Below are 25,374 nucleotides of genomic sequence, written 5' to 3'. Positions count from 1 at the left end.
TATCTAACCTGAACAATTAGATTATAACAGGAAAAAGAAATGGAAGCTCAAAGCCTTGTCAGCCACCAGCATAGCTGGTGGTTTTCTTGTTTTTCTCTACGAGAAAAACTGGCTCGAAGCCATAAAATAAAAGCCCACGCACAGAAAACTGTGCGAGGGCGTCAAGGACACGGTGCCACCTCACTTATAAGCATTAAATAAGCTTACATCTTTTTGCACATAAGGCCTGCTAGCCGAATCCTTATTTATTCAGATTCTATTCACTCAGTCCATTCATAAGCGACTCTTGTTTGTTTCCACCAACCACAAACTCTCTAAAAATTATCCACTTACTACTCTTCTGATTGATTCCTATTATAACCGCAAAAAATTAGAAAGTCAAGCTGACAAAGCCTTGACGATACTGTCTAAATTAGGGATAATAGAAATTGCTTTTATAACACTAACCAAGGAGAATATATGAAAGAACGTATAAAGGACTTTATCTCTGTCACACTCGGATCAGTTGTCATGGCCATTGGATTTAACAGTTTTTTTCTAGAGAATAATATCGTATCTGGTGGTGTCGGAGGTTTAGCAATCGCACTCAATGCTCTTCTGGGGTGGAGTCCGTCTGACTTTGTCCTCTACTGTAACATCCCTTTATTAATCATCTGTTGGTTTTTCTTAGGAAAATCTGTATTTATCAAAACTGTCTATGGTGCTGTCATTTATCCTCTTTGCATCAAGTTGACAGCAGGTTTACCCAACTTGACAGAAAATCCTCTCCTAGCTGCTATTTTCGGTGGAATTATCCTAGGTTTTGGACTTGGTCTTGTTTTCCTTGGAAATTCTTCTACTGGTGGGACAGGTATTCTTATTCAATTTATTCACAAGTACACCCCTTTATCATTAGGTCTGACAATGGCTATTATTGATGGTATTATCGTTGGTCTTGGATTTATTGCCTTCGATACTGATACTGTTATGTACTCGATTATTGCCCTAATGACCATTACTTATATTGTCAACCGCATGATGTCTGGTTCTCAATCTTCTCGAAATGTCATGATTATTTCTCAAAAATCAGAAGAAATTAAAGACTATATTACTAAAGTTGCTGATCGCGGTGTTACAGAATTTCCAATTATCGGTGGCTTTACAGGGGTTGACAAGCGCATGTTGATGACTACCATCTCTATTCCAGAAATGCAGAAACTGGAGACAGCGGTATTAGAAATTGATGAAACTGCCTTTATGGTTGTTATGCCTGCAAGTCAGGTGCGTGGACGTGGCTTCAGTCTTCAAAAAGACCATAAACATTATGATGAAGATATTTTGATTCCAATGTAATTCATTGAAAATTCAAGTTCTTTCTAGTACAATGAAACTAATAGACAGAAATAGAGGAGAAACTATGCTTACAGTATCAGACGTGTCGCTTCGCTTTAGCGACCGAAAATTATTTGACGATGTCAATATCAAATTTACAGCAGGAAATACCTACGGTTTGATTGGTGCAAACGGGGCCGGTAAATCTACATTTTTGAAAATTCTTGCTGGTGACATCGAGCCATCAACAGGTCATATTTCACTTGGACCAGACGAACGCCTTTCTGTGCTACGTCAGAACCATTTCGACTATGAAGATGAGCGCGTGATTGACGTTGTTATCATGGGGAATGAGCAACTTTATAGCATCATGAAAGAGAAAGATGCTATTTATATGAAGGAAGATTTTTCTGATGAAGATGGTGTTCGTGCCGCTGAATTAGAAGGTGAGTTTGCTGAACTTGGTGGCTGGGAAGCTGAAAGTGAAGCTTCTCAATTGCTCCAAAACCTCAACATTTCAGAAGACCTCCACTACCAAAACATGAGCGAATTGACCAACGGTGAGAAGGTTAAGGTCCTCTTGGCTAAGGCCCTCTTTGGTAAGCCTGACGTTCTTCTTTTGGACGAGCCAACCAACGGTCTGGACATCCAATCCATCAACTGGCTCGAAGATTTCTTGATTGACTTTGAAAATACGGTTATCGTCGTGTCCCACGACCGCCACTTCTTAAACAAAGTATGTACCCATATGGCCGACCTAGACTTCGGTAAAATCAAGATTTTCGTTGGTAACTACGACTTCTGGAAACAATCTAGTGAATTAGCAGCTAAACTACAAGCTGACCGTAATGCCAAAGCAGAAGAAAAAATCAAGGAACTACAAGAGTTCGTTGCCCGTTTCTCTGCTAATGCCTCTAAGTCTAAGCAAGCTACTTCACGTAAGAAGATGTTGGACAAAATCGAGTTGGAGGAAATTATTCCTTCTAGCCGTAAGTACCCATTTATCAACTTCAAATCAGAACGTGAAATCGGTAATGACCTCTTAACAGTTGAAAACTTAAAAGTTGTCATCGACGGTGAAACAATTTTAGACAACATCAGCTTTATCCTGCGTCCAGGTGACAAGACTGCTCTTATTGGTCAAAACGACATCCAAACAACTGCTCTCATTCGTGCTCTTATGGGTGATATTGAATATGAAGGAACTGTCAAATGGGGTGTGACGACTAGTCAATCTTACTTACCAAAAGACAATTCTCGTGACTTTGATACCAACGAATCTATCCTTGATTGGCTCCGTCAATTTGCCAGCAAGGAAGAAGATGACAATACCTTCTTGCGCGGTTTCTTGGGCCGTATGCTCTTCTCTGGCGATGAGGTTAACAAACCTGTCAACGTCTTATCAGGGGGCGAAAAGGTGCGCGTGATGTTATCAAAACTCATGCTCCTCAAGTCCAATGTCTTGGTCTTAGATGATCCAACCAATCACTTGGACTTGGAATCCATTTCCAGTCTGAACGATGGTTTGAAAGCCTTCAAAGAGTCTATCATCTTTGCTAGCCATGACCACGAATTTATCCAAACTCTTGCTAACCACATCATCGTTATTTCAAAAAATGGCGTCATCGACCGAATCGATGAAACTTACGATGAATTTTTGGAAAATGCTGAAGTACAAGCTAAAGTACAAGAACTTTGGAAAGCATAATAAAAAGGCGATTTATTCGCCTTTTCTTTTAAATCTATGAAAAAAATATTTACAAAAACATCCATTTATCATCTCTTATCCTTCCTTATTCCGCTGACCATTATTTCTATCGTCTTAGCATTTCAAGGAATCTGGTGGGGGAGTGATACCACTATACTAGCCAGTGATGGCTTTCATCAATATGTCATCTTTAATCAAACTTTACGAAATGCTTTACACGGAGAAGGTTCTCTCTTTTACACCTTTACAAGTGGTTTGGGTCTAAACTTCTACGCTCTTTCCTCCTACTATCTTGGTTCATTCCTATCGCCGATTGTTTTTTTCTTTGATTTACAATCCATGCCTGACGCTATCTATCTTGTCACTATTGTCAAATTTGGATTGACTGGGTTGTCAACTTATGTCAGCCTAAAGGGTATCCATAAAAATTTGAAAGAAGAATGGGCACTATTACTCGCTACTAGTTTTTCTCTGATGAGTTTTAGTACAAGTCAATTAGAAATAAACAACTGGCTAGACGTTTTTATACTCCTCCCACTAATTCTTCTTGGATTGCATCGATTATTAAAAAAACAGGGGCCGATTCTCTACTACATAACATTAACATGCTTGTTTATCCAAAACTATTACTTCGGGTATATGGTGGCTATTTTTCTAACATTATGGACATTGGTTCAATTATCATGGATAGATAGTCAGAGAATCAAAAGATTTATCAACTTTACAATAGTGTCAATTTTATCTGCTCTAAGCAGCATGTTTATGTTGTTACCAACCTACTTGGATTTAAAAACTCACGGTGAAACATTTACAAAAATTGTCAACCTAAAAACCGAAGACTCTTGGTATCTGGACTTCTTTGCAAAAAACTTAGTTGGTAGCTTTGATACAACAAAATTCGGTTCTATTCCCATGATCTCTGTTGGTCTCGTTCCACTAATACTCGCTTTATTATTCTTTACATTAAAAGAAATAAAACCAACTGTCAAACTCTCCTATGCTCTATTCTTTACATTCATTATTTCAAGTTTCTACCTACAACCACTCAATCTTTTTTGGCAAGGTATGCATGCGCCAAACATGTTCCTCTATCGTTATGCATGGGCTCTATCAATAACCGTTATCTATTTAGCAGCAGAGACATTGGTACGACTACGTCAAGTAAGTATTAAAAATTTTACTCTGATTGTTTCATTTTTACTCATTTGCTTTGCTTCTACCTTTATTTTTAGAGATCATTATGAGTTTCTAATGGATGTAAATTTCCTACTCACACTAGAATTTCTAATAGCCTACTTCATTCTTTTTGTAGCAATGATTCGCTATAAATCATCCTTAAAATGGATTAATATTGTTTTATTGTTCTTCACTTTCTTAGAACTTGGATTACATAGTCATTATCAGGTTCAGGGGATTTCTGATGAATGGCATTTTCCTAGCCGATCAAACTATGAAGAAAAATTGACAGATATTGACAGTATTGTAAAGTCTACAAAGACTGCAACTGATTCATTTTATCGTATAGAACGTCTATTACCACAAACTGGCAATGATAGTATGAAATTCAATTACAACGGTATTTCTCAATTCTCCTCCATTCGAAATCGTGCTTCCAGCTCAGTACTAGATAAGCTTGGTTTCCGTTCAGACGGTACCAATTTGAATCTTCGTTATCAGAATAATACAATTATTGCTGATAGCCTATTCGGAATCAAATATAATTTAGCTACTACGGACCCAAATAAGTTTGGTTTCACACTGAATCAGAGTCAGTCTACTATTAATCTTTACAAAAATAGTTTTAATCTAGGTTTAGCACTATTGACTGAAGGGATTTACAGAGATGTCGATTTTACAAATCTGACTCTCGATAATCAAACAAATTTTCTTAATCAACTAACAGGGATATCTCAAAAATACTACCACACTTTATCAGATGTTGTTTCACAAAATACAGTTGAACTGAACAATCGAATGACTGTCAACAAAGTTGACAATGAGAATGCTACAAAGGCAACTTTCTTAGTAAATATACCTGCAAATAGCCAAGTATACTTAAATTTGCCAAATTTAACATTCTCAAATGAGAATCAAAAAAAGGTTGTCATTACTGTCAATAATCAGTCAAGTGAGTTTACACTAGATAATGCTTTCTCTTTCTTCAATGTGGGGAGCTTTACTACAGATGTACAAGTTCAAGTCGATGTATATTTTCCTGAAAATAATCAAGTTTCTTTTGATAAACCACAATTTTATCGATTGGACTTATTAGCTTTCCAACAGGCTATTTCCATTCTCCAAGAAAAACAAGTAGTAACAAAAACTGATGGTAATAAAGTAACCGTTGATTTTGTAACCGATAAAGAAGCCTCGCTCCTCCTTACTTTACCCTATGATAAAGGATGGAATGCAACCATTGATGGTAAACCTATCAAAATCCAAAAAGCACAAGAGGGTTTTATGAAAGTGGATGTAAGTTCAGGTCAAACTAAACTAGTTTTAACCTTTGTACCAAATGGTTTCTATCTAGGTTTACTGATTTCTTTGGGTGCAGTTTTTGTATTTTTCTCCTATCAATTCATTGGATACTATTATTCTAAGAACCGAGAATCCTAAACTTTCTCGGTTTTTTTCTTGTAAAAAACAAAAAACCTTGATTTCTCAAGGTCTCCTATGCTTTATCTACTCCGCCAACAGGGCTCGAACCTGTGACATCATGATTAACAGTCATGCGCTCTACCAACTGAGCTATGGCGGAAGAAATAGTCCGTACGGGATTCGAACCCGTGTTACCGCCGTGAAAAGGCGGTGTCTTAACCCCTTGACCAACGGACCATTTTTAGAACAATAACTAGTATAATACATGTGACTTTGTTTGTCAATACATTTTTTTGATTTTTTATTGTATTGACAGAGTGCTTTGTTTAATGTAAAATAAAATGGTTAAGGTTCCATAGCTCAGCTGGATAGAGCATTCGCCTTCTAAGCGAACGGTCGCAGGTTCGAATCCTGCTGGAATCATTTAGACCTACCTCGAGTAGGTCTTTTTTCTTGCCATAATTCATAATTAATATATAAAACTGGCAAAATTAGACCAATAAGGGCATATTCTTCAAATTGGAAGGATAGGTGAGTAGATATAATGACACCTAGCATAAACCCTATAATGGTCAATAAGATGTTTCTACCTGTTTTTCTAAGTTCTGAATCTTTTTCAATAACTCCTTTAAACCAGAGGTAAGCAGCATTTTTGACATTCCCTGTCATCATCACATTGGCATACGGAGCACCTCGTAACCTTCTAAATGTTTCTACTTGAATAGAGGCTACGAAGGCTAGGCTAGCAATTGTAAAAGACGCAGGCATAATAGGTGAGAAAATGATAGTTAGTAAAATAAGAACTAACATCATTACACTACTACCAAAGTGCCAAGACCATGTTTGTTTTTCAAAATACCTTCTTGCTAAGTAGGTAAAAAATTGTCCGAATACAAAAAATAAAATGGGAATGGAAAAATTAACTACCTGCGCAAAGTCACCTTTAGCTAAAAAATAAGCTAGGGAAATAACATTTCCAGATTGTACACCAGCAAAGCGACCACCCTGAGTCACAAAAGTAAAGGCATTTAAATAACCACTGATAAACGTTAATGAACAAGCAATTCTCAATCCCTCAAAAACACGATAATCTTTTTGATTCATTTTCACTCCTTGTTTCACGTGAAACTACTTATGATATGGGCTTCCCTGCTGAATCATAAATGCACGATAAATCTGCTCGATGAGAACTAATTTCATTAGTTGATGGGGAAGTGTCAACTGTCCAAAACTCATCAACAAATTAGCTCTTTTTTTAATACAAGAATCGAGACCCAAACTACCACCGATGATAAAAGTTATATCTGAATACCCATTTACTGCAATATCAGATAACTTTTGACTAAATTCTTCCGATGGAAATTGTTTGCCTTCTATCGCTAAGGCAATGACAAAATCTCGCTCTCCAATTTTAGACATAATTCTATCTGCTTCTTTTTTTAATATTTGTTCATTCTCTGCCTGACTGGCTTTATCTGGTGTTTTTTCATCAGGAAGCTCAATCATATCCAACTTAGTAAATCGTCCCAATCGTTTACTATATTCTGCAATACCTTCTTTGAGGTACTTTTCTTTCAATTTTCCAACGGTAATCAATTTTATTTTCATAAAATAATTGTAACATATCCACAAGCATACGACAGAAAATATTTTTAGAAAATCAGGATATGGCTACAGTTTTTCACATAATTCACAGAGTTATCCACAGGTTGTGGATTGATTTTTTAAAACTTTAAGCTATAATTAAGAAAGCAAGAGTAATCTTAAGGAAAATTAAAGAAATGGAAAGGATTCCTTATATGAAAAAATATTTGAAATTTGCGATTCTATTTGTAATTGGATTTTTTGGGGGGCTTATCGGGGCCTTATCAGCCTCTTTCTTCCAACCACAGGTTCAACAAGCAAATTCTGCTATCACTAGTGTCAGCAATGTTCAATATAATAATGAAACTTCCACCACAAAAGCTGTAGAGAAAGTACAAAATGCTGTTGTGTCTGTTATTAATTACCAAAAGTCAGCCAACAATAGTCTTGGTGCTATCTTTGGAAATATTGAATCATCTGACGAACTAGCTGTTGCTGGAGAGGGGTCTGGAGTTATCTATAAAAAAGATGGTCAATATGCCTATATTGTGACAAATACGCATGTTATTAATAACGCAGAAAAGATTGATATTCTTTTAGCATCTGGAGAAAAAATCAGCGGTGAACTCGTTGGTTCCGATACCTATTCTGATATAGCTGTTATAAAAATATCAGCAGATAAAGTCACCACTGTTGCTGAATTTGCTGATTCCGATACAATTAAAGTTGGAGAAACTGCTATCGCAATTGGTAGTCCTCTAGGTAGCGTCTACGCCAATACAGTTACTCAAGGTATTATTTCCAGCCTAAGTCGGACAGTTACTTCACAATCAGAAGACGGACAAACAATCTCAACCAATGCTATTCAAACCGATACAGCTATCAACCCAGGAAACTCTGGTGGACCATTGATTAATATCCAAGGACAAGTTATTGGTATCACCTCTAGCAAAATCACCTCAAGTTCTGTAAGTAGCTCTGGTGTGGCTGTGGAAGGGATGGGATTTGCTATTCCTGCAAATGATGCAGTAGCTATTATCAATCAACTTGAAAAAGATGGAAAAGTTAGCCGACCTGCTCTTGGAGTTCATATGGTTAACTTGACGACCTTGTCAACTAGTCAATTGGAAAAAGCTGGATTATCAAATACGGAATTAACATCCGGTGTAGTAATTGTCTCTACACAAAGTGGACTACCTGCAGATGGAAAATTAGAAACTTTTGATGTTATTACTGAGATTGACGGAGAAGCTATTCAAAATAAGAGTGACCTCCAGAGCGCTCTCTACAAACATCAAATTGGAGATACAATCACTGTAACTTATTACCGCAATAATCAGAAACAAACTGTTGACATTAAGTTGACACATTCTACAGAAGAACTTAGCGAATAATTGACAAATGAGACTTTACACAATTGTAAAGTCTCATTTTTTTTGCTAGAATAAGGATATATGGAAGAATTACGTACACTAAATATTTCAGAAATCCATCCCAATCCCTATCAGCCAAGAATTCATTTTGATGAAAAGGAGCTACTTGAGCTCGCTCAATCTATTAAGGAAAATGGCTTAATTCAACCGATTATTGTAAGAAAATCTTCTATTATCGGATATGAATTATTAGCTGGAGAAAGAAGGTTGCGAGCCAGTCAATTAGCTGGACTGACTACAATACCAGCAGTGGTAAAAGAACTGACTGATGATGATTTACTCTATCAGGCTATCATAGAGAATCTGCAGCGTTCTAACTTAAATCCGATAGAAGAAGCAGCCTCTTATCAAAAATTGATTAGTAGAGGGTTAACACATGATGAAGTTGCTCAAATCATGGGAAAATCAAGACCATATATCAGTAATTTATTGCGCCTACTAAATCTATCATCTCAGACTAAACAAGCTGTAGAAGAAGGAAAAATTTCACAAGGGCACGCGCGACAATTGGTGTCATTTTCAGAAGAAAAGCAAGCCGAATGGGTTCAACTCATTTTATCAAAAGATTTAAGTGTGCGTACGCTTGAAAAATTAATAGCTGCAAATAAGAAAAAACACACCAAGCTTAAACAACGCGACCAATTTTTAAAAGAACAGGAAGATTCACTCAGTAAAACTCTTGGAACAGCTACAAAAATTCTCAAGAAGAAAAACGGGAGCGGAGAAATTCGAATTAGCTTTAATGACCTCGATGAATTCGAAAGAATTATCAACAATTTTAAATAGACTTGTTTACAATTTATTTTTATAAACACTCTTTTCCACACTAAAATCATTACAAAAAGTCAGGACCAGCAAAGGTTCTGACTTTTATTCACATCTTGTGGAAAACTTTTCTTAACAGTGTGGATTTTTAAAATTATCTGTGGAAAACTTTTATTTTTTATGGTACACTATTCTAACGAATATAATGTGAAAGGGGGAAAATATGAACCAAGAACAACTTTTTTGGCAACGATTTATTGAATTGGCAAAAGTAAATTTTAAGCCATCTATTTATGATTTTTATGTCGCTGATGCAAAATTACTCGGAATCAACCAGCAAGTTGCCAATATTTTCTTAAATCGTCCATTTAAAAAAGATTTCTGGGAAAAAAACTTCGAAGAGTTAATGATTGCCGCTAGTTTTGAAATCTACGGAGAGCCTCTTGCCATCCAATATCAATTTACAGAGGATGAACAGGAGATTAAGAGCATTACAAACGCAAGAAGTTCAGTGGTTCACCAGGTACAGACACCTGAGCCGGCTACGCCTCAGGAAACTTTTAAACCGGTTCATTCTGACATAAAATCCCAGTACACCTTTGCTAATTTTGTACAAGGAGACAATAATCACTGGGCAAAGGCTGCAGCTTTAGCTGTATCTGATAACCTAGGTGAGCTCTACAATCCCTTATTCATTTTTGGTGGTCCTGGTCTTGGAAAAACTCATATTTTAAATGCGATTGGAAATAAGGTTCTAGCCGATAATCCCCAGGCAAGGATAAAATATGTCTCATCGGAAACATTCATCAATGAATTTTTAGAACACCTCCGTCTCAATGATATGGAAAGTTTCAAAAAAACCTATCGCAATCTGGACTTACTTCTAATTGATGACATTCAGTCTCTCCGTAATAAAGCAACAACACAGGAAGAATTTTTCCATACTTTTAATGCGCTTCATGAAAAAAATAAGCAGATTGTACTCACAAGCGACCGTAATCCCGATCACTTAGACAATTTGGAAGAAAGACTAGTAACACGTTTCAAATGGGGGTTAACCAGTGAAATCACTCCACCTGATTTTGAAACACGTATCGCAATTTTACGTAACAAGTGCGAGAACCTGCCTTATAACTTTACAAATGAGACGCTATCCTATCTAGCTGGGCAATTTGATTCGAACGTACGTGACCTTGAAGGTGCCTTAAAAGATATCCATTTGATAGCCACTATGCGGCAACTGTCTGAGATAAGTGTCGAGGTTGCTGCTGAGGCTATTCGATCAAGAAAACAAACAAATCCACAAAACATGGTTATTCCTATTGAGAAAATCCAAACCGAAGTGGGAAATTTCTACGGTGTCAGCTTGAAAGAATTAAAAGGTTCTAAGCGTGTTCAACATATCGTTCACGCGCGACAAGTTGCTATGTTTTTAGCACGTGAAATGACAGACAATTCCCTTCCAAAAATTGGGAAAGAATTTGGTAATCGAGACCATACAACCGTTATGCATGCATACAATAAAATAAAAACCCTCCTCTTGGATGATGAGAATTTAGAAATAGAGATTACCAGTATAAAAAATAAACTTCGTTAACCTGTGTATAACTTTTAAAAAAACTTCTGTTTTTTCCACAAGTTGTGAACAAGTTAATTTCCGCAATTTTATTGGTCTTTCATCACTTTTCCACAGAATACACAGAGACTACTATTACTATTAACCTTATAGATAATAAATAAAGGAGAATCCATGATTCAATTTTCTATTAATAAAAATATATTTCTACAAGCACTTAGTATTACTAAACGAGCAATCAGTACAAAAAATGCTATTCCAATTCTTTCAACAGTAAAAATTACAGTAACTAGTGAAGGAATCACTTTAACTGGTTCAAATGGACAAATCTCGATTGAACATTTTATTTCTATTCAAGATGAAAATGCAGGACTTTTGATCAGTTCTCCAGGCTCCATTCTCTTAGAAGCTGGTTTCTTTATTAATGTTGTATCCAGCATGCCGGATTTGGTCCTTGACTTCAATGAAATTGAACAAAAGCAAATCGTTTTGACAAGTGGTAAGTCTGAAATCACATTAAAGGGAAAAGAGGCAGAACAGTATCCTCGTTTACAGGAAGTTCCAACTTCAAAACCATTGGTGTTAGAAACCAAAGTATTGAAACAAACAATTAATGAAACAGCATTTGCAGCGTCTACACAAGAAAGTCGTCCTATTCTTACGGGTGTTCATTTTGTTTTAACAGAAAATAAAAATCTAAAAACTGTTGCAACAGATTCACACCGTATGAGCCAACGGAAATTGGTCCTTGATACATCTGGTGATGATTTTAATGTTGTCATTCCAAGTCGTTCTCTCCGTGAATTTACTGCAGTTTTTACAGATGATATTGAAACAGTAGAAGTCTTCTTTTCAAATAATCAAATCCTTTTTAGAAGCGAGCATATTAGCTTCTATACACGCTTATTAGAAGGTACCTACCCTGATACCGACCGCTTAATTCCAACTGAGTTTAAAACAACTGCAATTTTTGATACTGCAAATCTTCGTCACTCGATGGAGCGTGCTCGTCTTCTTTCAAATGCAACCCAAAATGGTACAGTAAAACTAGAAATTGCTAATAATGTTGTATCGGCTCATGTAAATTCTCCAGAAGTTGGACGTGTGAATGAGGAATTAGATACTGTAGAAGTATCAGGTGAAGACTTAGTAATCAGCTTTAACCCAACTTACTTGATAGAAGCATTGAAAGCCACAACTAGTGAACAAGTGAAAATTAGCTTTATCTCTTCTGTCCGTCCATTTACATTGATTCCAAATAATGAAGGGGAAGATTTTATTCAATTGGTTACACCAGTTCGTACCAACTAAATAATATTAAGAACGGCTAAAATAGCCGTTTTTATGTTATACTAAAAAATAGCACCTAGCTTATTTTTATATATTTAGTGATGGGGAATAAATGACGTTATATATATTAGCTAATCCTAATGCTGGTAGCCATACTGCTGAACATATCATATTCAAAATAAAAGAAAGTTATCCACAGCTTGCAGTTAACATTTTTATGACAGTTGGGCCTGAGGATGAAAAAAGTCAAATAGAGGCTATTTTAAAGGAGTTTGTCAGTAGTGAGGACCAATTAATGATTTTAGGCGGAGACGGCACCCTATCTAAAGCCTTGCGTTTTTGGCCAGCTAGTCTACCGTTTGCTTATTATCCAACAGGATCTGGAAATGATTTTGCAAAAGCAATGAATATAACATCGCTCTATAGAAGTGTAGATGCCATTTTAGAGGGAAAAACAAGTCGGATATATGTTTTAAACAGTTCACACGGAACGGTTGTAAACAGTATGGATTTTGGCTTTGCAGCTCAAGTTATCAATGGTTCAACGAATTCAATTTTGAAAAAAATTCTGAACAAGGTAAAACTTGGGAGGTTAACTTATCTATTCTTTGGTATTAAAACATTATTTTCAAAACAAGCTATAAACTTAGAATTAACTCTTGATGGAAAATCTTATCAGTTAGGTAATCTCTTTTTTATTTCTGTAGCAAATAGTCTTTATTTTGGTGGAGGAATCATGATATGGCCAACAGCAAGTGCTAAAAAGAAGGAAGTAGATATTGTTTACTTCAAAAATGGAAATTTCTACCAACGTCTACAATCATTGTTAGCCTTATTAACGAAGAGGCATGAAACTTCTCATACAATTCAGCATTTAACAGGGGTAGATGTAGCTTTAAAATCAAAAGAAAAATTATTATTGCAAATAGATGGAGAGATATGTACTGCAAATGAGGTAACGTTAACCTATCAGGAAAGAAGTATGTATCTTTAAGGAGGAAGTATGTATCAATTAGGATCATTTGTTGAAATGAAAAAGCCTCATGCCTGTGTCATCAAATCAACTGGCAAGAAGGCCAATAAATGGGAAGTCATCCGTCTAGGAGCGGATATCAAAATCCGTTGTACCAACTGTGACCATGTGGTCATGATGAGCCGGCATGATTTTGAACGAAAAATGAAACAAGTGCTGCCAAGCGAAGCCTAGTTGACAGGTTGCAACTGTCGGTTGCGAATATTTCCTAAAAAGTGCTAGTCAACTGTTCCTTTCTAAACTATAATAGACTTAGAAAAAAGGAGGACATGACCATGAATCAGTTAGCACAGCAAATTCGAGTTTTACGCACAGCCAATAATCTATCCCAAGATGAGTTGGCAGAGAAACTCTATATTTCCCGTCAGGCTGTTTCAAAGTGGGAAAATGGTGAAGCAACGCCAGACATCGACAAACTGGTCCAGCTGGCAGAAATTTTTGGTGTCAGTCTGGATTATCTGGTTTTAGGAAAAGAACCTGAGAAGGAAATCGTGGTGTAACAACGAGGAAAAATGAATGTTTGGGAATACTTGAACGAAGAATCCAAACGACCTCTTACAAGAGGAGATATTATCTCTCTCATTTTTGTTGCAGTTATGCTTTTAGGTGGATTATTTATTCAGCATTATTTTTAACGAAGCTTGCCAAACAGCAAGCTTTTTCTCTACTTTTCTGCTATAATAGTCATGATTGAATTTTTAATTGGAGAGTAAGAAAACATGGCTTTAACAGCAGGAATTGTCGGTTTGCCAAACGTTGGTAAATCAACCCTATTTAACGCGATTACAAAGGCAGGAGCAGAAGCTGCCAACTACCCTTTCGCGACCATTGATCCAAACGTCGGCATGGTAGAAGTGCCCGATGAGCGTTTGCAGAAGTTGACAGAACTCATCACCCCTAAAAAGACTGTACCAACCACTTTTGAATTTACCGATATTGCCGGTATCGTAAAAGGTGCCTCTAAAGGTGAAGGGCTTGGAAATAAATTCTTGGCCAATATCCGCGAAGTTGATGCAATTGTCCACGTGGTGCGTGCATTTGACGATGAAAATGTCATGCGTGAACAAGGCCGTGAAGATGCCTTTGTTGATCCTATCGCAGATATTGATACCATTAACCTAGAATTGATTTTGGCGGACCTAGAGAGCATCAACAAGCGTTATGCGCGTGTAGAAAAAATGGCACGTACGCAAAAAGACAAGGATTCTGTCGCAGAATTTGCAGTCCTTGAAAAAATCAAACCTGTCCTAGAAGACGGAAAATCTGCTCGTACAGTTGACTTCACAGATGAAGAACAAAAAATCGTTAAGCAACTCTTCCTCTTGACCACCAAGCCAGTCCTCTATGTTGCCAACGTCGATGAAGACAAGGTAGCAGATCCTGAGTCTATCAGTTATGTTCAGCAAATCCGTGACTTTGCGGCAACAGAAAATGCAGAAGTGGTGGTGATTTCTGCGCGTGCTGAAGAAGAAATTTCAGAACTCGACGATGAAGACAAGGGTGAGTTTTTGGAAGCCCTCGGCTTGGCAGAATCTGGCGTGGACAAATTAACACGTGCAGCCTATCACTTGCTTGGACTTGGCACCTACTTTACAGCAGGCGAAAAAGAGGTGCGTGCATGGACCTTCAAGTGTGGTATGAAAGCTCCTCAATGTGCTGGCATCATCCACTCAGACTTCGAAAAAGGCTTTATCCGTGCCGTAACCATGTCCTATGATGATTTGATTCAATATGGCTCTGAGAAAGCTGTTAAAGAAGCAGGACGCCTCCGTGAAGAAGGAAAAGAGTACGTTGTTCAAGATGGGGACATCATGGAGTTCCGCTTTAACGTATAATAGATAATCAGGTTGGAATGCATTTTCCAGCCTTTTGGTATTTCTAGTCGTTTAGTTTGCTTTTAGTACTAGGCGACGAACCGTAGGCAGTACTAGAGTACGGCAAGGTGAGTTAACGAAGTAATAAAAGATAAACTAAGTGACGATAAGGAGAAAAAATGACACGATTGATTATAGGCCTAGGAAATCCTGGGGATCGCTATTTTGAAACCAAGCACAATGTCGGCTTTATGTTGCTAGATAAGATTGCCAAGCGTGAAAATGTAACTTTTAGTCACGATAAGATTTTCCAAGCAGACATTGCCACAACCTTTATTGACGGTGAAAAAATCTATCTAGTAAAGCCAACGACCTTCATGAACGAATCAGGCAAGGCTGTCCATGCCCTGATGACCTATTATGGTCTAGATGAGACAGATATTTTGGTGGCTTACGATGACTTGGACATGGCTGTTGGGAAAATCCGTTTCCGTCAAAAAGGCTCCGCAGGTGGCCACAATGGGATTAAATCCATTGTTAAGCATATTGGCACACAAGAATTTGACCGTATCAAGATTGGTATTGGCCGTCCAAAAGGAAAGATGAGCGTTGTCAATCATGTCTTATCTGGATTTGATACAGAAGACCGTATTGAAATCGACTTAGCACTAGATAAACTTGACAAGGCTGTCAACTTTTATCTGGAAGAGGACGATTTTGATAGCATCATGAGAAAGTTTAACGGATAATGAATATACTAGATCTTCTTCACAAAAATAAGCAAATCAATCAGTGGCAGTCTGGCTTAAACAAGTCAGCTCGCCAACTATTATTGGGACTCACTGGAACCAGTAAGTCATTAGTCATGGCGACTGCCTATGATAGTTTGGCTGAGAAAATAATGATTGTAACGGCTAGTCAGAATGAAGCGGAGAGGTTGGTTACAGATTTATCAGCCATTATAGGCAGTGAGAATGTTTACAACTTCTTTACAGATGATAGTCCGATTGCAGAGTTTGTTTTCGCTTCTAAGGAACGGACGCAGTCAAGAATTGATAGCTTGAATTTTCTGACTGACCCAACTCAGTCAGGAGTTCTAGTTGTCAGCATGGCTGCTTGTAGGATTTTGTTACCGAATCCAGAAATATTTAGAAAGTCAAAGATTCAAATCGAAGTTGGTCAAGAAATTGAAGTTGACAATCTTGTGAAGAAACTTGTCAACACAGGCTACAAAAAGGTGTCCAGAGTTTTAACTCAGGGAGAATTTAGCCAACGAGGGGACATCCTAGATGTTTTTGATATGCAAGCTGATGCCCCTTATCGTTTGGAATTTTTTGGAGATGAGATTGATGGCATTCGTATCTTTGATGTCGACAGTCAAAAATCTTTAGAAAATTTGGATAGCATCAGCATTGCTCCAGCATCGGATATTCTTTTGACAGCTACTGACTATGAACGGGCCTGCAGTAGTATTGAAACAGCTATTGAACAATCGCATATAGAAGAGCAGCAGTCATATTTACGGGAAGTCCTGACAGATATGCAAACAGAGTATCGTCATCCTGATTTACGAAAATTTCTATCAATTTTATATGAACAATCTTGGACACTGTTGGATTATTTGCCAAAGGGTTCTCCCTTATTTTTAGATGATTTTCATAAAATTGCTGACAAGCAGTCTCAATTCGAAAAAGAAACAGCAGAGTTGTTGACAGATGATTTACAAAAGGGTAAATCAGTGTCAAGTTTAAACTATTTTGCATCTACCTATTCGGAATTAAGAAAATATAGACCTGCCACCTTCTTTTCAAGTTTTCAAAAGGGGTTGGGAAATGTAAAATTTGATGCCCTCTATCAATTTACTCAACATCCTATGCAGGAATTTTTCCATCAAATTCCCTTATTGAAAGAAGAACTAACTCGGTATACAAAGTCGAAGAATACAGTCATTATTCAAGCAAGTTCTGAAGCAAGTTTACAGACTTTACAGAAAACTTTACAAGAGTATGATATCCATCTTCCAGTACATGCAGCAGATAAGTTAGTAGAAGGTCAGCAACAGGTTACGATTGGACAGTTAGCTTCAGGTTTTCATTTGATGGATGAGAAGTTAGTTCTCATCACTGAAAAAGAGATTTTCAATAAGAAAATGAAGCGTAAGGTCCGTAGAACCAATATTTCTAACGCTGAACGTATTAAGGACTATAGTGAGCTAGCTGTTGGTGACTATGTCGTTCACCATGTTCATGGTATCGGTCAATACTTAGGAATTGAGACTATTGAAATTTCAGGCATTCATCGTGATTATTTAACGGTTCAATATCAAAACTCCGATCGTATTTCTATTCCTGTAGAGCAGATTGATCTCCTTTCCAAATACTTAGCGTCTGATGGAAAAGCTCCAAAGGTCAATAAACTAAACGATGGTCGTTTCCAACGAACCAAGCAAAAGGTTCAGAAACAAGTTGAGGATATTGCGGATGATTTGATTAAGCTTTACGCTGAACGTAGCCAATTGAAAGGCTTTGCCTTTTCACCTGATGATGAAAATCAAGTTGAATTTGACAACTACTTTACACACGTAGAAACAGATGATCAACTCCGTTCCATAGATGAAATTAAAAAGGATATGGAAAAAGATTCTCCAATGGATCGCCTGTTAGTAGGAGATGTCGGATTTGGTAAGACAGAAGTAGCCATGCGAGCCGCCTTTAAAGCTGTCAATGATGGCAAGCAAGTAGCTATTCTTGTTCCAACAACTGTTTTAGCCCAGCAACATTATGCTAATTTCCAGGAACGATTTGCTGAATTTCCTGTTAATGTTGATGTTATGAGTCGTTTTAAAACAAAGGCAGAGCAGGAAAAAACGCTAGAGAAGCTGAAAAAAGGCCAAGTTGACATCTTGATTGGTACCCATCGCCTTCTATCAAAAGATGTTGTTTTTGCTGATTTAGGTTTACTGGTTATTGACGAAGAGCAACGGTTTGGTGTCAAGCATAAGGAACGTTTGAAGGAATTGAAAAAGAAAATTGATGTTCTGACCTTGACTGCAACCCCAATTCCTCGTACTCTACAAATGTCTATGCTAGGGATAAGAGACTTATCAGTAATTGAGACTCCACCGACCAATCGGTATCCTGTTCAGACATATGTGATGGAAACAAATCCTTCCGTTATCCGAGATGCAATGCTTCGTGAGATAGATCGCGGAGGTCAGGTTTACTATCTTTACAATAAAGTTGACACTATTGAACAGAAAGTATCAGAATTAAAAGAATTAGTTCCAGAAGCTACCATAGGATACGTTCATGGTCAAATGTCGGAAATTCAGCTTGAAAATACCCTTTATGCCTTTGTAGAAGGTGAGTATGATATTCTAGTGACCACAACAATCATCGAAACAGGTGTTGATATTCCAAATGCGAATACCCTCTTTATTGAAAATGCCGATCACATGGGACTGTCAACTCTCTATCAACTTCGAGGACGTGTTGGCCGTTCCAGTCGGATTGCCTATGCCTATCTCATGTACCGTCCAGACAAGTCCCTGACAGAAGTAGCTGAAAAACGTTTGGAAGCAATCAAGGGCTTTACAGAACTAGGATCGGGTTTCAAGATTGCCATGCAAGATTTGTCTATCCGTGGAGCTGGAAATATTTTGGGCGCTGCCCAGTCAGGATTTATTGATTCTGTAGGGTATGAACTGTATTCACAATTGCTGGAACAAGCCATCTTGGAAAAACAAGGTAAGGCAACCCAACGTCAGAAGAGTCATTCAGAGGTCAATTTACAGATTGATGCCTATTTACCAAGTGATTATATTGGTGATCAGCGACAAAAAATCGAAATTTACAAGCGTATAAAGAATATTGACAGTCGTGTAAACTATCAAGAATTACAGGAAGAATTGATTGACCGTTTTGGAGAGTATCCTGATGTAGTAGCCTACTTGCTTGAAATCGGTCTATTGAAGTCATTTTTAGACCAAGTTTTCTGTCATACAGTTCTTAGACGACAACATCAAGTGACAGTAACATTCGAACCTATGGCTGGTCAAATTTTCCTAACGCAAGATTACTTTGAAGCTTTATCTGTGACAAATTTGAAAGCTCAGATAACGGAAAATAAAGGAAAACTAGCTGTTGTGTTTAACATTCAACAGAAAAAAGAATATGAGATATTAGAGGAATTGATTTCTTTTGCCGAAAAATTAAAAGAAATTAAAGCAAGGAAGGCAGAATAAATTTCTCAAATACCTTGAAAAATGGTAAAATAGTGAACTGAGGTAAAGTATGAGACTAGATAAATATTTGAAAGTATCCCGCATTATCAAGCGTCGAACAGTTGCGAAGGAAGTTGCCGATAAAGGACGAATAAAGGTCAATGGGATTTTGGCGAAATCTTCAACAGATTTAAAAGTAAATGATCAGGTTGAAATCCAATTTGGTAATAAACTACTCACTGTAAAAGTACTTGAAATGAAAGATTCGACTAAAAAAGAAGACGCACTGAAAATGTATGAAATTATCAGTGAAAAAAGGATAGAAAAAGATGAAGAAATCTAAAATTCTACAACTGAATAATGCCTTTATTCAGTCGGAGCGTAAAAAAACTCAGCATCAATTGGCAGAACGCCAACAAAAAAATCGTTTTATGGGTGCAATTCTCATTCTAGTTATCTTTCTTTTTATGTTGCCTGCCTACAATCTTGTTGGGACATACACTAATATTCAGCAGCAGGAAAAGAAACTTGCTGAATTGGAAAAAAATTACGAAGAACTGACCAAAGAACAGAAGCAGGAAGCAGAGATGGTTGCAAAATTGAAAAATGAGGAATATGCAGCAAAGTATGTTCGGGCTAAGTATCAATACTCTAAAGAAGGGGAATTTGTCTACAATATTCCAGGGTTACCAAAATGACCGAATCTATTTTTAAAATTGTAGAGCAATTTTTACAGCATTCTGATGAAAAATTAGAAGAGTTGAATCAAAAGAATAGAGAATTAAAGTTAGAAGAAAATGAATCGTAGAAAGGAGGGAGTATGCAGAAAAAACTGCTCGTATGGTTATTGCCAGTTTTATTTGGATGGCAGGTGGTCGATAGTACAGAAATACCATTTGAACTCACAGCGCAAGAAGAATACGAATTGACTCATACTATCTATGATCAGTATTTTCAAACTATCCCTCAAAACCCAAATGTTTTTCAAACTGAGAATCTTTATTCGGATGAAGAACTGACTATAGCAGATGGACAATTACAGCCGAACCAACATTTTTCTATTACGAATGTTCTAGTCAATAGTAAAAAAGAATTGGTTTTCCAAATAGATGACAAGGGTTACATTCTTGCAAGTAGGCATCTACTATTTGATGATGTAATTGTTACAGAAACTACTGTAGAGCAAACTTATTGGACAAAAAAAGGTTTCACATTGTTAACCTCACCAATTGCTAACGAAGCTACGGAAATAAAAAATGATTTACAACCCTATCAAGCTGTTGTGGTTTCTAAAATCGTAACAACTTCCCTAGGTGAGTTTGCCTATGTTACAGATAAAGGTTGGATTGCAGTAAATAATCTTTCTAAAACGGATAATAGAGTAGAAGCTGTTCAAGAGTTGTTGACTAACAAATATTCCAAAGATACTATTGGTATATATGTGAAACAATTGTCAACAGGCCAAACTGCAGGTGTAAATCAAGAGAAACTATTCTATTCTGCCAGCATTGCTAAACTACCAATTCTTTATTACGTTCAAGAGCAACTGAATGCTGGGTATATTGATTTGACCACTAAAGTGAAATATACAGCCGAATCTATGTCCTTCCCAGGAGCTTATGTTGCTAGAGGAAGTGGTTCACTGTCAAAAACTCCTGACAACAAAGATTATTCAGTGGAAGAATTGATCAATAAGACTGCTAAAGAGTCAGATAATGTAGCTAGTAATTTACTTTCTTATTATGTAGCTAATAAATTCGATTCCAATTTTTATCAAGTAATAACTGCTAAAACAGGTAGTGAGTGGAGTATGGTTACACGTGAAACTTCAGCTGAGATTGCAGGGAAAATGATGGAAGCCTTATATATTCAAAATGGCTATGTGCTAGAAAGTTTGTTATCTACTCAATTTGATAATCAACGTATTTCGAAAGACATCTCAGTTCCAGTTGCTCATAAAATTGGCGATGCAGATGATGTCAAACACGATGTAGCGATTGTTTACGCAGGCTCTCCTTTTGTTTTATCTATTTTTACAGATAAATCAAATTATGATGAGATTACACAAATTGCAAATGATATTTACGGGATTTTAAAGTAAATGAAAGATAGATTTTTAAAAGTGACACAGGATGGTCACTTTTTTGATAAACATAAGAAAGTACTAGTAGCCGTATCCGGTGGGGTAGATTCTATGAACCTATTCCATCTTTTATACGAATGCAAACAAGTGTTAGGGATTGAACTTGGCATTGCCCATATTAATCATGGACAGAGGGAAGAATCTGTCATCGAGGAAAAATATCTTAAACAGTTAGCAGAAGAATGTAATGTTCCCTTTTATCTGTCCTATTTTAAAGGTGTTTTTTCAGAAGAAGCGGCGCGAAAATGGCGTTACGCATTCTTTGCGAAAATCATGGAGCAGGAAGGCTACACCGCACTGGTAACAGCCCACCATGCAGATGATCAAGCAGAAACTGTCTTTATGCGATTGATTAGAGGAGGGCGTTTACGTCACTTATCAGCAATTCAACCGACTCAGCCTTTTGCAACAGGAGAACTTATTCGACCACTTTTATCTTTTAAAAAGGCAGATTTTGATAAGCTATTTCATTTTGAAGATTGCAGTAATGCAGATTTCAAATATTTTCGAAATAGAGTCAGAAATGACTATTTACCAAAGTTAAAACAGGAAAATCCTAAAATCGAACTTGCTCTCAATAATCTTGCAGTTGATACAAATAATCTATTTCAAGCGCTAAGAGATTTGACACAGGATTTATCCGTTACAGATGTGATGAGTTTTCAACAACAGACACCTGCGGTACAAAGTTATCTATTAGAGGAATATTTGGAAAATTTTCCTGATTTACAGCTCTCTCGTCCACAATTTAATGAAGTATTACATATCTTGCGTTCAAAAGCTAACTACTATCATTTATTGAAAAATGATTACATGTTAGAGAAGGATTATCATCGTTTTCAAATTTATAAAATAGGACCAGAGACGGATAGTCAACCAGAAAAAATCATGATAAAATCAGAGGGTATTTTTTCTTACGGTTCATATATTTTTTCTCTCAATCATCCTTTGGAAGAAGCGGATAGTATTTTATATTTTCCTACAGAAAATCCAATTGTAGTGAGGAGAAGGCAGGCTGGGGATACCATTTTAATAAACGGAGTAAATAAAAAACTCCGCCGTTGGTTTATTGATAATAAAATCTCACAGAAAGTTCGACAAAATGCGCTTATTATCGAGCAGGATGGAGAAATTTATGGAATTACGAATCTTGTTAGCAGTGATTTGAGTAAATCAGTAAAAAATGATATAATCAAAGCTACCTTATATATAAAAATGAAAGAGTAGAACAACTATGTTGGACAAAGATATTAAGAAAATTCTTGTTTCAGAAGAAGAAATCGTTGCAAAATGCAAAGAACTCGGTCAAATTCTAGCAACAGACTATGCAGATAAGAATCCTATTCTTGTAGGAATTTTAAAAGGTTCTATCCCATTTATGGCAGAATTAATGAAACATATTGATGCCCATGTAGAAACGGATTATATGGTTGTTTCTAGCTACCATGGCGGAACGGAGAGTAGCGGTACCGTTAAGATTATCAAGGATTTGGACAATAGTGTTGCAGGTCGACATATCATCTTCGTAGAGGATATTATTGACACTGGTCGCACATTAAAAGAATTGAAAGAACTCTTTGCTTTGCGTCAGGCAGCTTCTATTAAAATTGCCACTCTTCTTGATAAACCAGAAGGTCGTGTTGTTGAAATCGAGCCAGACTACACTTGCTTTACTATTCCAAATGAATTTGTAGTTGGATTTGGCTTAGATTATGATGAAAATTATCGTAATCTTCCTTATGTTGGTGTACTCAAAGAGGAAGTTTACACAAAATAGAAAAAGGTTTCCTACTATATTATGAACAATCAACCAAATAAAGGATTTATAAAAAATCCTTTTCTCATTATTCTCGTTATTGCCACTATTGTTACAGCCTTTCAATTTTTTAACGCTGGTCAGCAAGTAGCAACTCAAGAAATCAGTTATTCACAAGTAGTAACTGAATTGAAAAATAATAATGTATCTGAAATTACTTATCAACCAAATTCAAGTGTTATTGAAATTACTGGTAAGTACAAAACAGAACAGGAAGCTAAAGATGAGTTAGCTTCATCTATTAAGTTATTCCAAGTTTCTAGCAAAGTTAAGTATAAAAACTTTAAGTCACTAATTTTACCGTCAGAAACGAATTTGTCAGAGCTACAAGCTCTTGCAAATGAAAATGGAGTAAAGGTTACTATTAAACCTGAAAGTTCAAATGGACTTTGGTTAAATATCGTCTTTAATTTGTTACCGCTTATCATTGCTGGTGTATTCTTCATGATGATGATGAACCAAGGTGGTGGCGGAGCTCGAGGAGCCATGAACTTTGGACGGAATAAAGCTAAAGCTTTGGAACAAAGTAACATCAAGGTACGTTTCTCAGATGTAGCAGGTGCAGAGGAAGAAAAACAAGAATTAGTTGAAGTTGTTGAATTTTTGAAGGATCCAAAACGCTTTACTAAACTTGGAGCACGTATTCCAGCAGGTGTGCTACTAGAGGGTCCTCCAGGAACAGGTAAAACCTTACTTGCCAAAGCAGTAGCGGGTGAAGCAGGTGTGCCATTCTTCTCCATTTCTGGTTCAGATTTTGTTGAAATGTTTGTTGGTGTCGGTGCCAGCCGTGTTCGTTCATTATTTGAAGATGCAAAAAAAGCAGCACCAGCCATTATTTTCATCGATGAAATCGATGCTGTCGGTCGCCAACGTGGTGTCGGCATGGGTGGCGGTAACGATGAACGTGAACAAACCCTCAACCAACTCTTGATTGAAATGGATGGATTTGAAGGCAACGAAGGAATTATCGTCATTGCCGCGACCAACCGTAGTGATGTTTTAGATCCAGCCCTTCTTCGTCCGGGACGTTTTGACCGTAAGGTATTGGTTGGTCGTCCAGATGTCAAGGGTCGCGAAGCAATCCTTAAAGTTCACGCAAAGAATAAACCATTGGCAGCAGATGTAGACTTGAAATTAGTGGCTCAACAGACACCAGGATTTGTTGGTGCTGATTTAGAGAACGTTCTTAACGAAGCAGCCCTTGTAGCCGCACGTCGAAACAAAACTGTGATTGATGCTTCAGATATTGATGAAGCAGAAGATCGAGTCATTGCAGGACCTTCTAAGAAAGACCGCCAAATTTCAGCTAAAGAACGTGAGATCGTTGCCTACCATGAAGCTGGTCATACGATTGTTGGACTTGTCTTGTCAAATGCACGTGAAGTTCATAAAGTTACTATTGTACCACGTGGCCGCGCTGGTGGATACATGATTGCCCTCCCTAAAGAAGATCAAATGCTTCTATCTAAAGAAGATATGAAGGAGCAATTGGCTGGTCTTATGGGGGGACGTGTTGCAGAAGAAATTATTTTCAACACCCAAACAACAGGTGCCTCAAATGATTTTGAACAAGCTACACAGATGGCGCGTGCTATGGTTGCAGAATATGGTATGAGTGAAAAAATGGGACCAATGCAATATGAAGGTAGTCATGCAATGTTTGGTGGTCAGACAACTCATAAACACATATCAGAACAAACTGCCTATGAATTAGATAATGAAGTACGTGATTTACTAAATGAAGCTCGCAATAAAGCGGCTGAAATTATTCATTCTAATCGCGAAACTCATAAATTAATCGCAGAAGCCTTGCTTAAATACGAAACTCTTGACAGTGTTCAAATTAAATCTCTTTATGAAACAGGCAAAATGCCAGAGAATATTGAGCACGATGACGAAGATGTTCATCCCCTTTCTTATGAAGAAGTAAAAGAAAAAATTAATACGAAAGAGTAGTATAAAAATAGTCTGGGCAAGACATTCCATAACGGATCTGCCCTCACTCTCAACCACCAAGCCTTCGCTAAGTACATAATCTTGGCAAAGGCTTTTTTACATGCTACACATCAGAAACAGGGTAT

At 37.0% G+C, this 25,374-nt stretch carries 21 protein-coding genes, 3 tRNA genes, 1 pseudogene and 1 other annotated feature; of the genes and pseudogenes, 21 read left to right on the top strand and 4 right to left on the bottom strand.

Annotated features, from left to right (window positions below):
- Positions 1-151: 151 nt before the first annotated feature.
- Positions 152-358, bottom strand: a binding site (T-box leader).
- A 101-nt stretch (positions 359-459) separates the two neighbouring features.
- From ODU55_RS09360 to ODU55_RS09350, 3 genes are all read left to right on the top strand, one after another.
- Positions 460-1,332, top strand: coding sequence for a YitT family protein (locus tag ODU55_RS09360; protein WP_398582650.1), 873 nt, complete (start codon positions 460-462; stop codon positions 1,330-1,332).
- A gap of 64 nt (positions 1,333-1,396) precedes the next feature.
- Positions 1,397-3,019: an ABC-F family ATP-binding cassette domain-containing protein gene (locus ODU55_RS09355; RefSeq protein WP_398582649.1), complete on the top strand. Its 1,623-nt coding sequence runs from the start codon at positions 1,397-1,399 to the stop codon at positions 3,017-3,019.
- A gap of 36 nt (positions 3,020-3,055) precedes the next feature.
- Positions 3,056-5,635 carry a YfhO family protein gene (locus ODU55_RS09350; RefSeq protein WP_398582648.1) on the top strand — a complete coding sequence of 860 codons (2,580 nt, stop codon included), beginning with the start codon at positions 3,056-3,058 and terminating at the stop codon, positions 5,633-5,635.
- A gap of 69 nt (positions 5,636-5,704) precedes the next feature.
- Here the strand turns inward: ODU55_RS09350 and ODU55_RS09345 are convergent.
- Positions 5,705-5,777 (bottom strand) — tRNA-Asn (locus ODU55_RS09345).
- 5 nt (positions 5,778-5,782) lie between these two features.
- Positions 5,783-5,854 (bottom strand) — tRNA-Glu (locus ODU55_RS09340).
- Between the two features lie 112 nt (positions 5,855-5,966).
- On the opposite strand from ODU55_RS09340, the gene ODU55_RS09335 reads away from it, so the two are divergent.
- A tRNA-Arg gene (locus tag ODU55_RS09335) sits at positions 5,967-6,040 on the top strand.
- On the opposite strand, the gene ODU55_RS09330 is transcribed toward ODU55_RS09335, so the two are convergent.
- Positions 6,038-6,721: a YoaK family protein gene (locus tag ODU55_RS09330; protein ID WP_053867304.1), complete on the bottom strand. Its 684-nt coding sequence runs from the start codon at positions 6,719-6,721 to the stop codon at positions 6,038-6,040. The two genes, ODU55_RS09335 and ODU55_RS09330, sit on opposite strands and share 3 nt — an antisense overlap.
- Positions 6,722-6,745: 24 nt before the next feature.
- A complete protein-coding gene (gene rlmH, locus ODU55_RS09325; protein WP_004194528.1) occupies positions 6,746-7,225 on the bottom strand; it encodes a 23S rRNA (pseudouridine(1915)-N(3))-methyltransferase RlmH in 480 nt (159 codons plus the stop codon).
- A gap of 173 nt (positions 7,226-7,398) precedes the next feature.
- Between rlmH and ODU55_RS09320 the strand changes: the two genes are divergently transcribed.
- The 17 genes and pseudogenes from ODU55_RS09320 to ftsH all read left to right on the top strand — a co-directional run bounded on the left by ODU55_RS09320 (position 7,399) and on the right by ftsH (position 25,249).
- Positions 7,399-8,595, top strand: a complete 1,197-nt coding sequence (locus ODU55_RS09320; RefSeq protein WP_024384306.1) for a S1C family serine protease — start codon at positions 7,399-7,401, stop codon at positions 8,593-8,595.
- Between the two features lie 60 nt (positions 8,596-8,655).
- Complete coding sequence (locus ODU55_RS09315) at positions 8,656-9,420, top strand: ParB/RepB/Spo0J family partition protein (protein WP_029171248.1); 765 nt, start codon at positions 8,656-8,658, stop codon at positions 9,418-9,420.
- A 202-nt stretch (positions 9,421-9,622) separates the two neighbouring features.
- Positions 9,623-10,996 carry a chromosomal replication initiator protein DnaA gene (dnaA, locus tag ODU55_RS09310; RefSeq protein ID WP_105118940.1) on the top strand — a complete coding sequence of 458 codons (1,374 nt, stop codon included), beginning with the start codon at positions 9,623-9,625 and terminating at the stop codon, positions 10,994-10,996.
- Between the two features lie 153 nt (positions 10,997-11,149).
- Positions 11,150-12,286 (top strand): DNA polymerase III subunit beta, encoded by a 1,137-nt coding sequence (gene dnaN / locus ODU55_RS09305; protein WP_004194538.1) that lies wholly within the window; start codon positions 11,150-11,152, stop codon positions 12,284-12,286.
- Between the two features lie 91 nt (positions 12,287-12,377).
- Entirely contained in the window at positions 12,378-13,259 is an 882-nt protein-coding gene (locus ODU55_RS09300; RefSeq protein ID WP_398582647.1) for a diacylglycerol/lipid kinase family protein, read from the top strand.
- A 9-nt stretch (positions 13,260-13,268) separates the two neighbouring features.
- Positions 13,269-13,472: a DUF951 domain-containing protein gene (locus ODU55_RS09295; protein ID WP_024379529.1), complete on the top strand. Its 204-nt coding sequence runs from the start codon at positions 13,269-13,271 to the stop codon at positions 13,470-13,472.
- Positions 13,473-13,573: 101 nt separating this feature from the next.
- Positions 13,574-13,933: pseudogene (locus ODU55_RS09290) on the top strand (helix-turn-helix domain-containing protein).
- Positions 13,934-14,017: 84 nt separating this feature from the next.
- Entirely contained in the window at positions 14,018-15,133 is a 1,116-nt protein-coding gene (ychF, locus tag ODU55_RS09285) for a redox-regulated ATPase YchF (RefSeq protein ID WP_398582646.1), read from the top strand.
- A gap of 158 nt (positions 15,134-15,291) precedes the next feature.
- Positions 15,292-15,861 (top strand): aminoacyl-tRNA hydrolase, encoded by a 570-nt coding sequence (gene pth, locus ODU55_RS09280; RefSeq protein ID WP_024384311.1) that lies wholly within the window; start codon positions 15,292-15,294, stop codon positions 15,859-15,861.
- On the top strand, positions 15,861-19,355 hold the full coding sequence (mfd, locus tag ODU55_RS09275) for a transcription-repair coupling factor (RefSeq protein WP_398582645.1): 3,495 nt from the start codon (positions 15,861-15,863) through the stop codon (positions 19,353-19,355). Before pth ends, mfd begins: the two co-directional genes overlap by 1 nt.
- A 49-nt stretch (positions 19,356-19,404) precedes the next feature.
- The gene (locus ODU55_RS09270; protein WP_004194330.1) at positions 19,405-19,677 is read left to right on the top strand and encodes an RNA-binding S4 domain-containing protein; all 273 of its coding nucleotides are present in this window, start codon (positions 19,405-19,407) and stop codon (positions 19,675-19,677) included.
- Complete coding sequence (locus ODU55_RS09265; RefSeq protein WP_004194327.1) at positions 19,664-20,032, top strand: septum formation initiator family protein; 369 nt, start codon at positions 19,664-19,666, stop codon at positions 20,030-20,032. Before ODU55_RS09270 ends, ODU55_RS09265 begins: the two co-directional genes overlap by 14 nt.
- Positions 20,029-20,142 carry an SP_0009 family protein gene (locus ODU55_RS09260; RefSeq protein ID WP_004194325.1) on the top strand — a complete coding sequence of 38 codons (114 nt, stop codon included), beginning with the start codon at positions 20,029-20,031 and terminating at the stop codon, positions 20,140-20,142. The genes ODU55_RS09265 and ODU55_RS09260 overlap by 4 nt, the downstream gene beginning before the upstream one ends.
- A gap of 12 nt (positions 20,143-20,154) precedes the next feature.
- Complete coding sequence (locus tag ODU55_RS09255; RefSeq protein WP_398582644.1) at positions 20,155-21,435, top strand: serine hydrolase; 1,281 nt, start codon at positions 20,155-20,157, stop codon at positions 21,433-21,435.
- Positions 21,436-22,704 (top strand): tRNA lysidine(34) synthetase TilS, encoded by a 1,269-nt coding sequence (gene tilS, locus ODU55_RS09250; RefSeq protein WP_398582643.1) that lies wholly within the window; start codon positions 21,436-21,438, stop codon positions 22,702-22,704. It begins immediately after the preceding gene.
- Between the two features lie 7 nt (positions 22,705-22,711).
- Entirely contained in the window at positions 22,712-23,254 is a 543-nt protein-coding gene (gene hpt / locus ODU55_RS09245; protein WP_014735203.1) for a hypoxanthine phosphoribosyltransferase, read from the top strand.
- A 21-nt stretch (positions 23,255-23,275) separates the two neighbouring features.
- A complete protein-coding gene (ftsH, locus tag ODU55_RS09240; RefSeq protein ID WP_398582642.1) occupies positions 23,276-25,249 on the top strand; it encodes an ATP-dependent zinc metalloprotease FtsH in 1,974 nt (657 codons plus the stop codon).
- The last annotated feature ends 125 nt before the right edge of the window (positions 25,250-25,374 follow it).

The organism is Streptococcus sp. 2022WUSS037, assembly GCF_044427225.1.
Taxonomy (GTDB): Bacteria; Bacillota; Bacilli; order Lactobacillales; family Streptococcaceae; genus Streptococcus.
The sequence above is the reverse complement of the archived record's forward strand: the minus strand, read 5'-3'. Positions and strand labels throughout refer to the sequence as shown.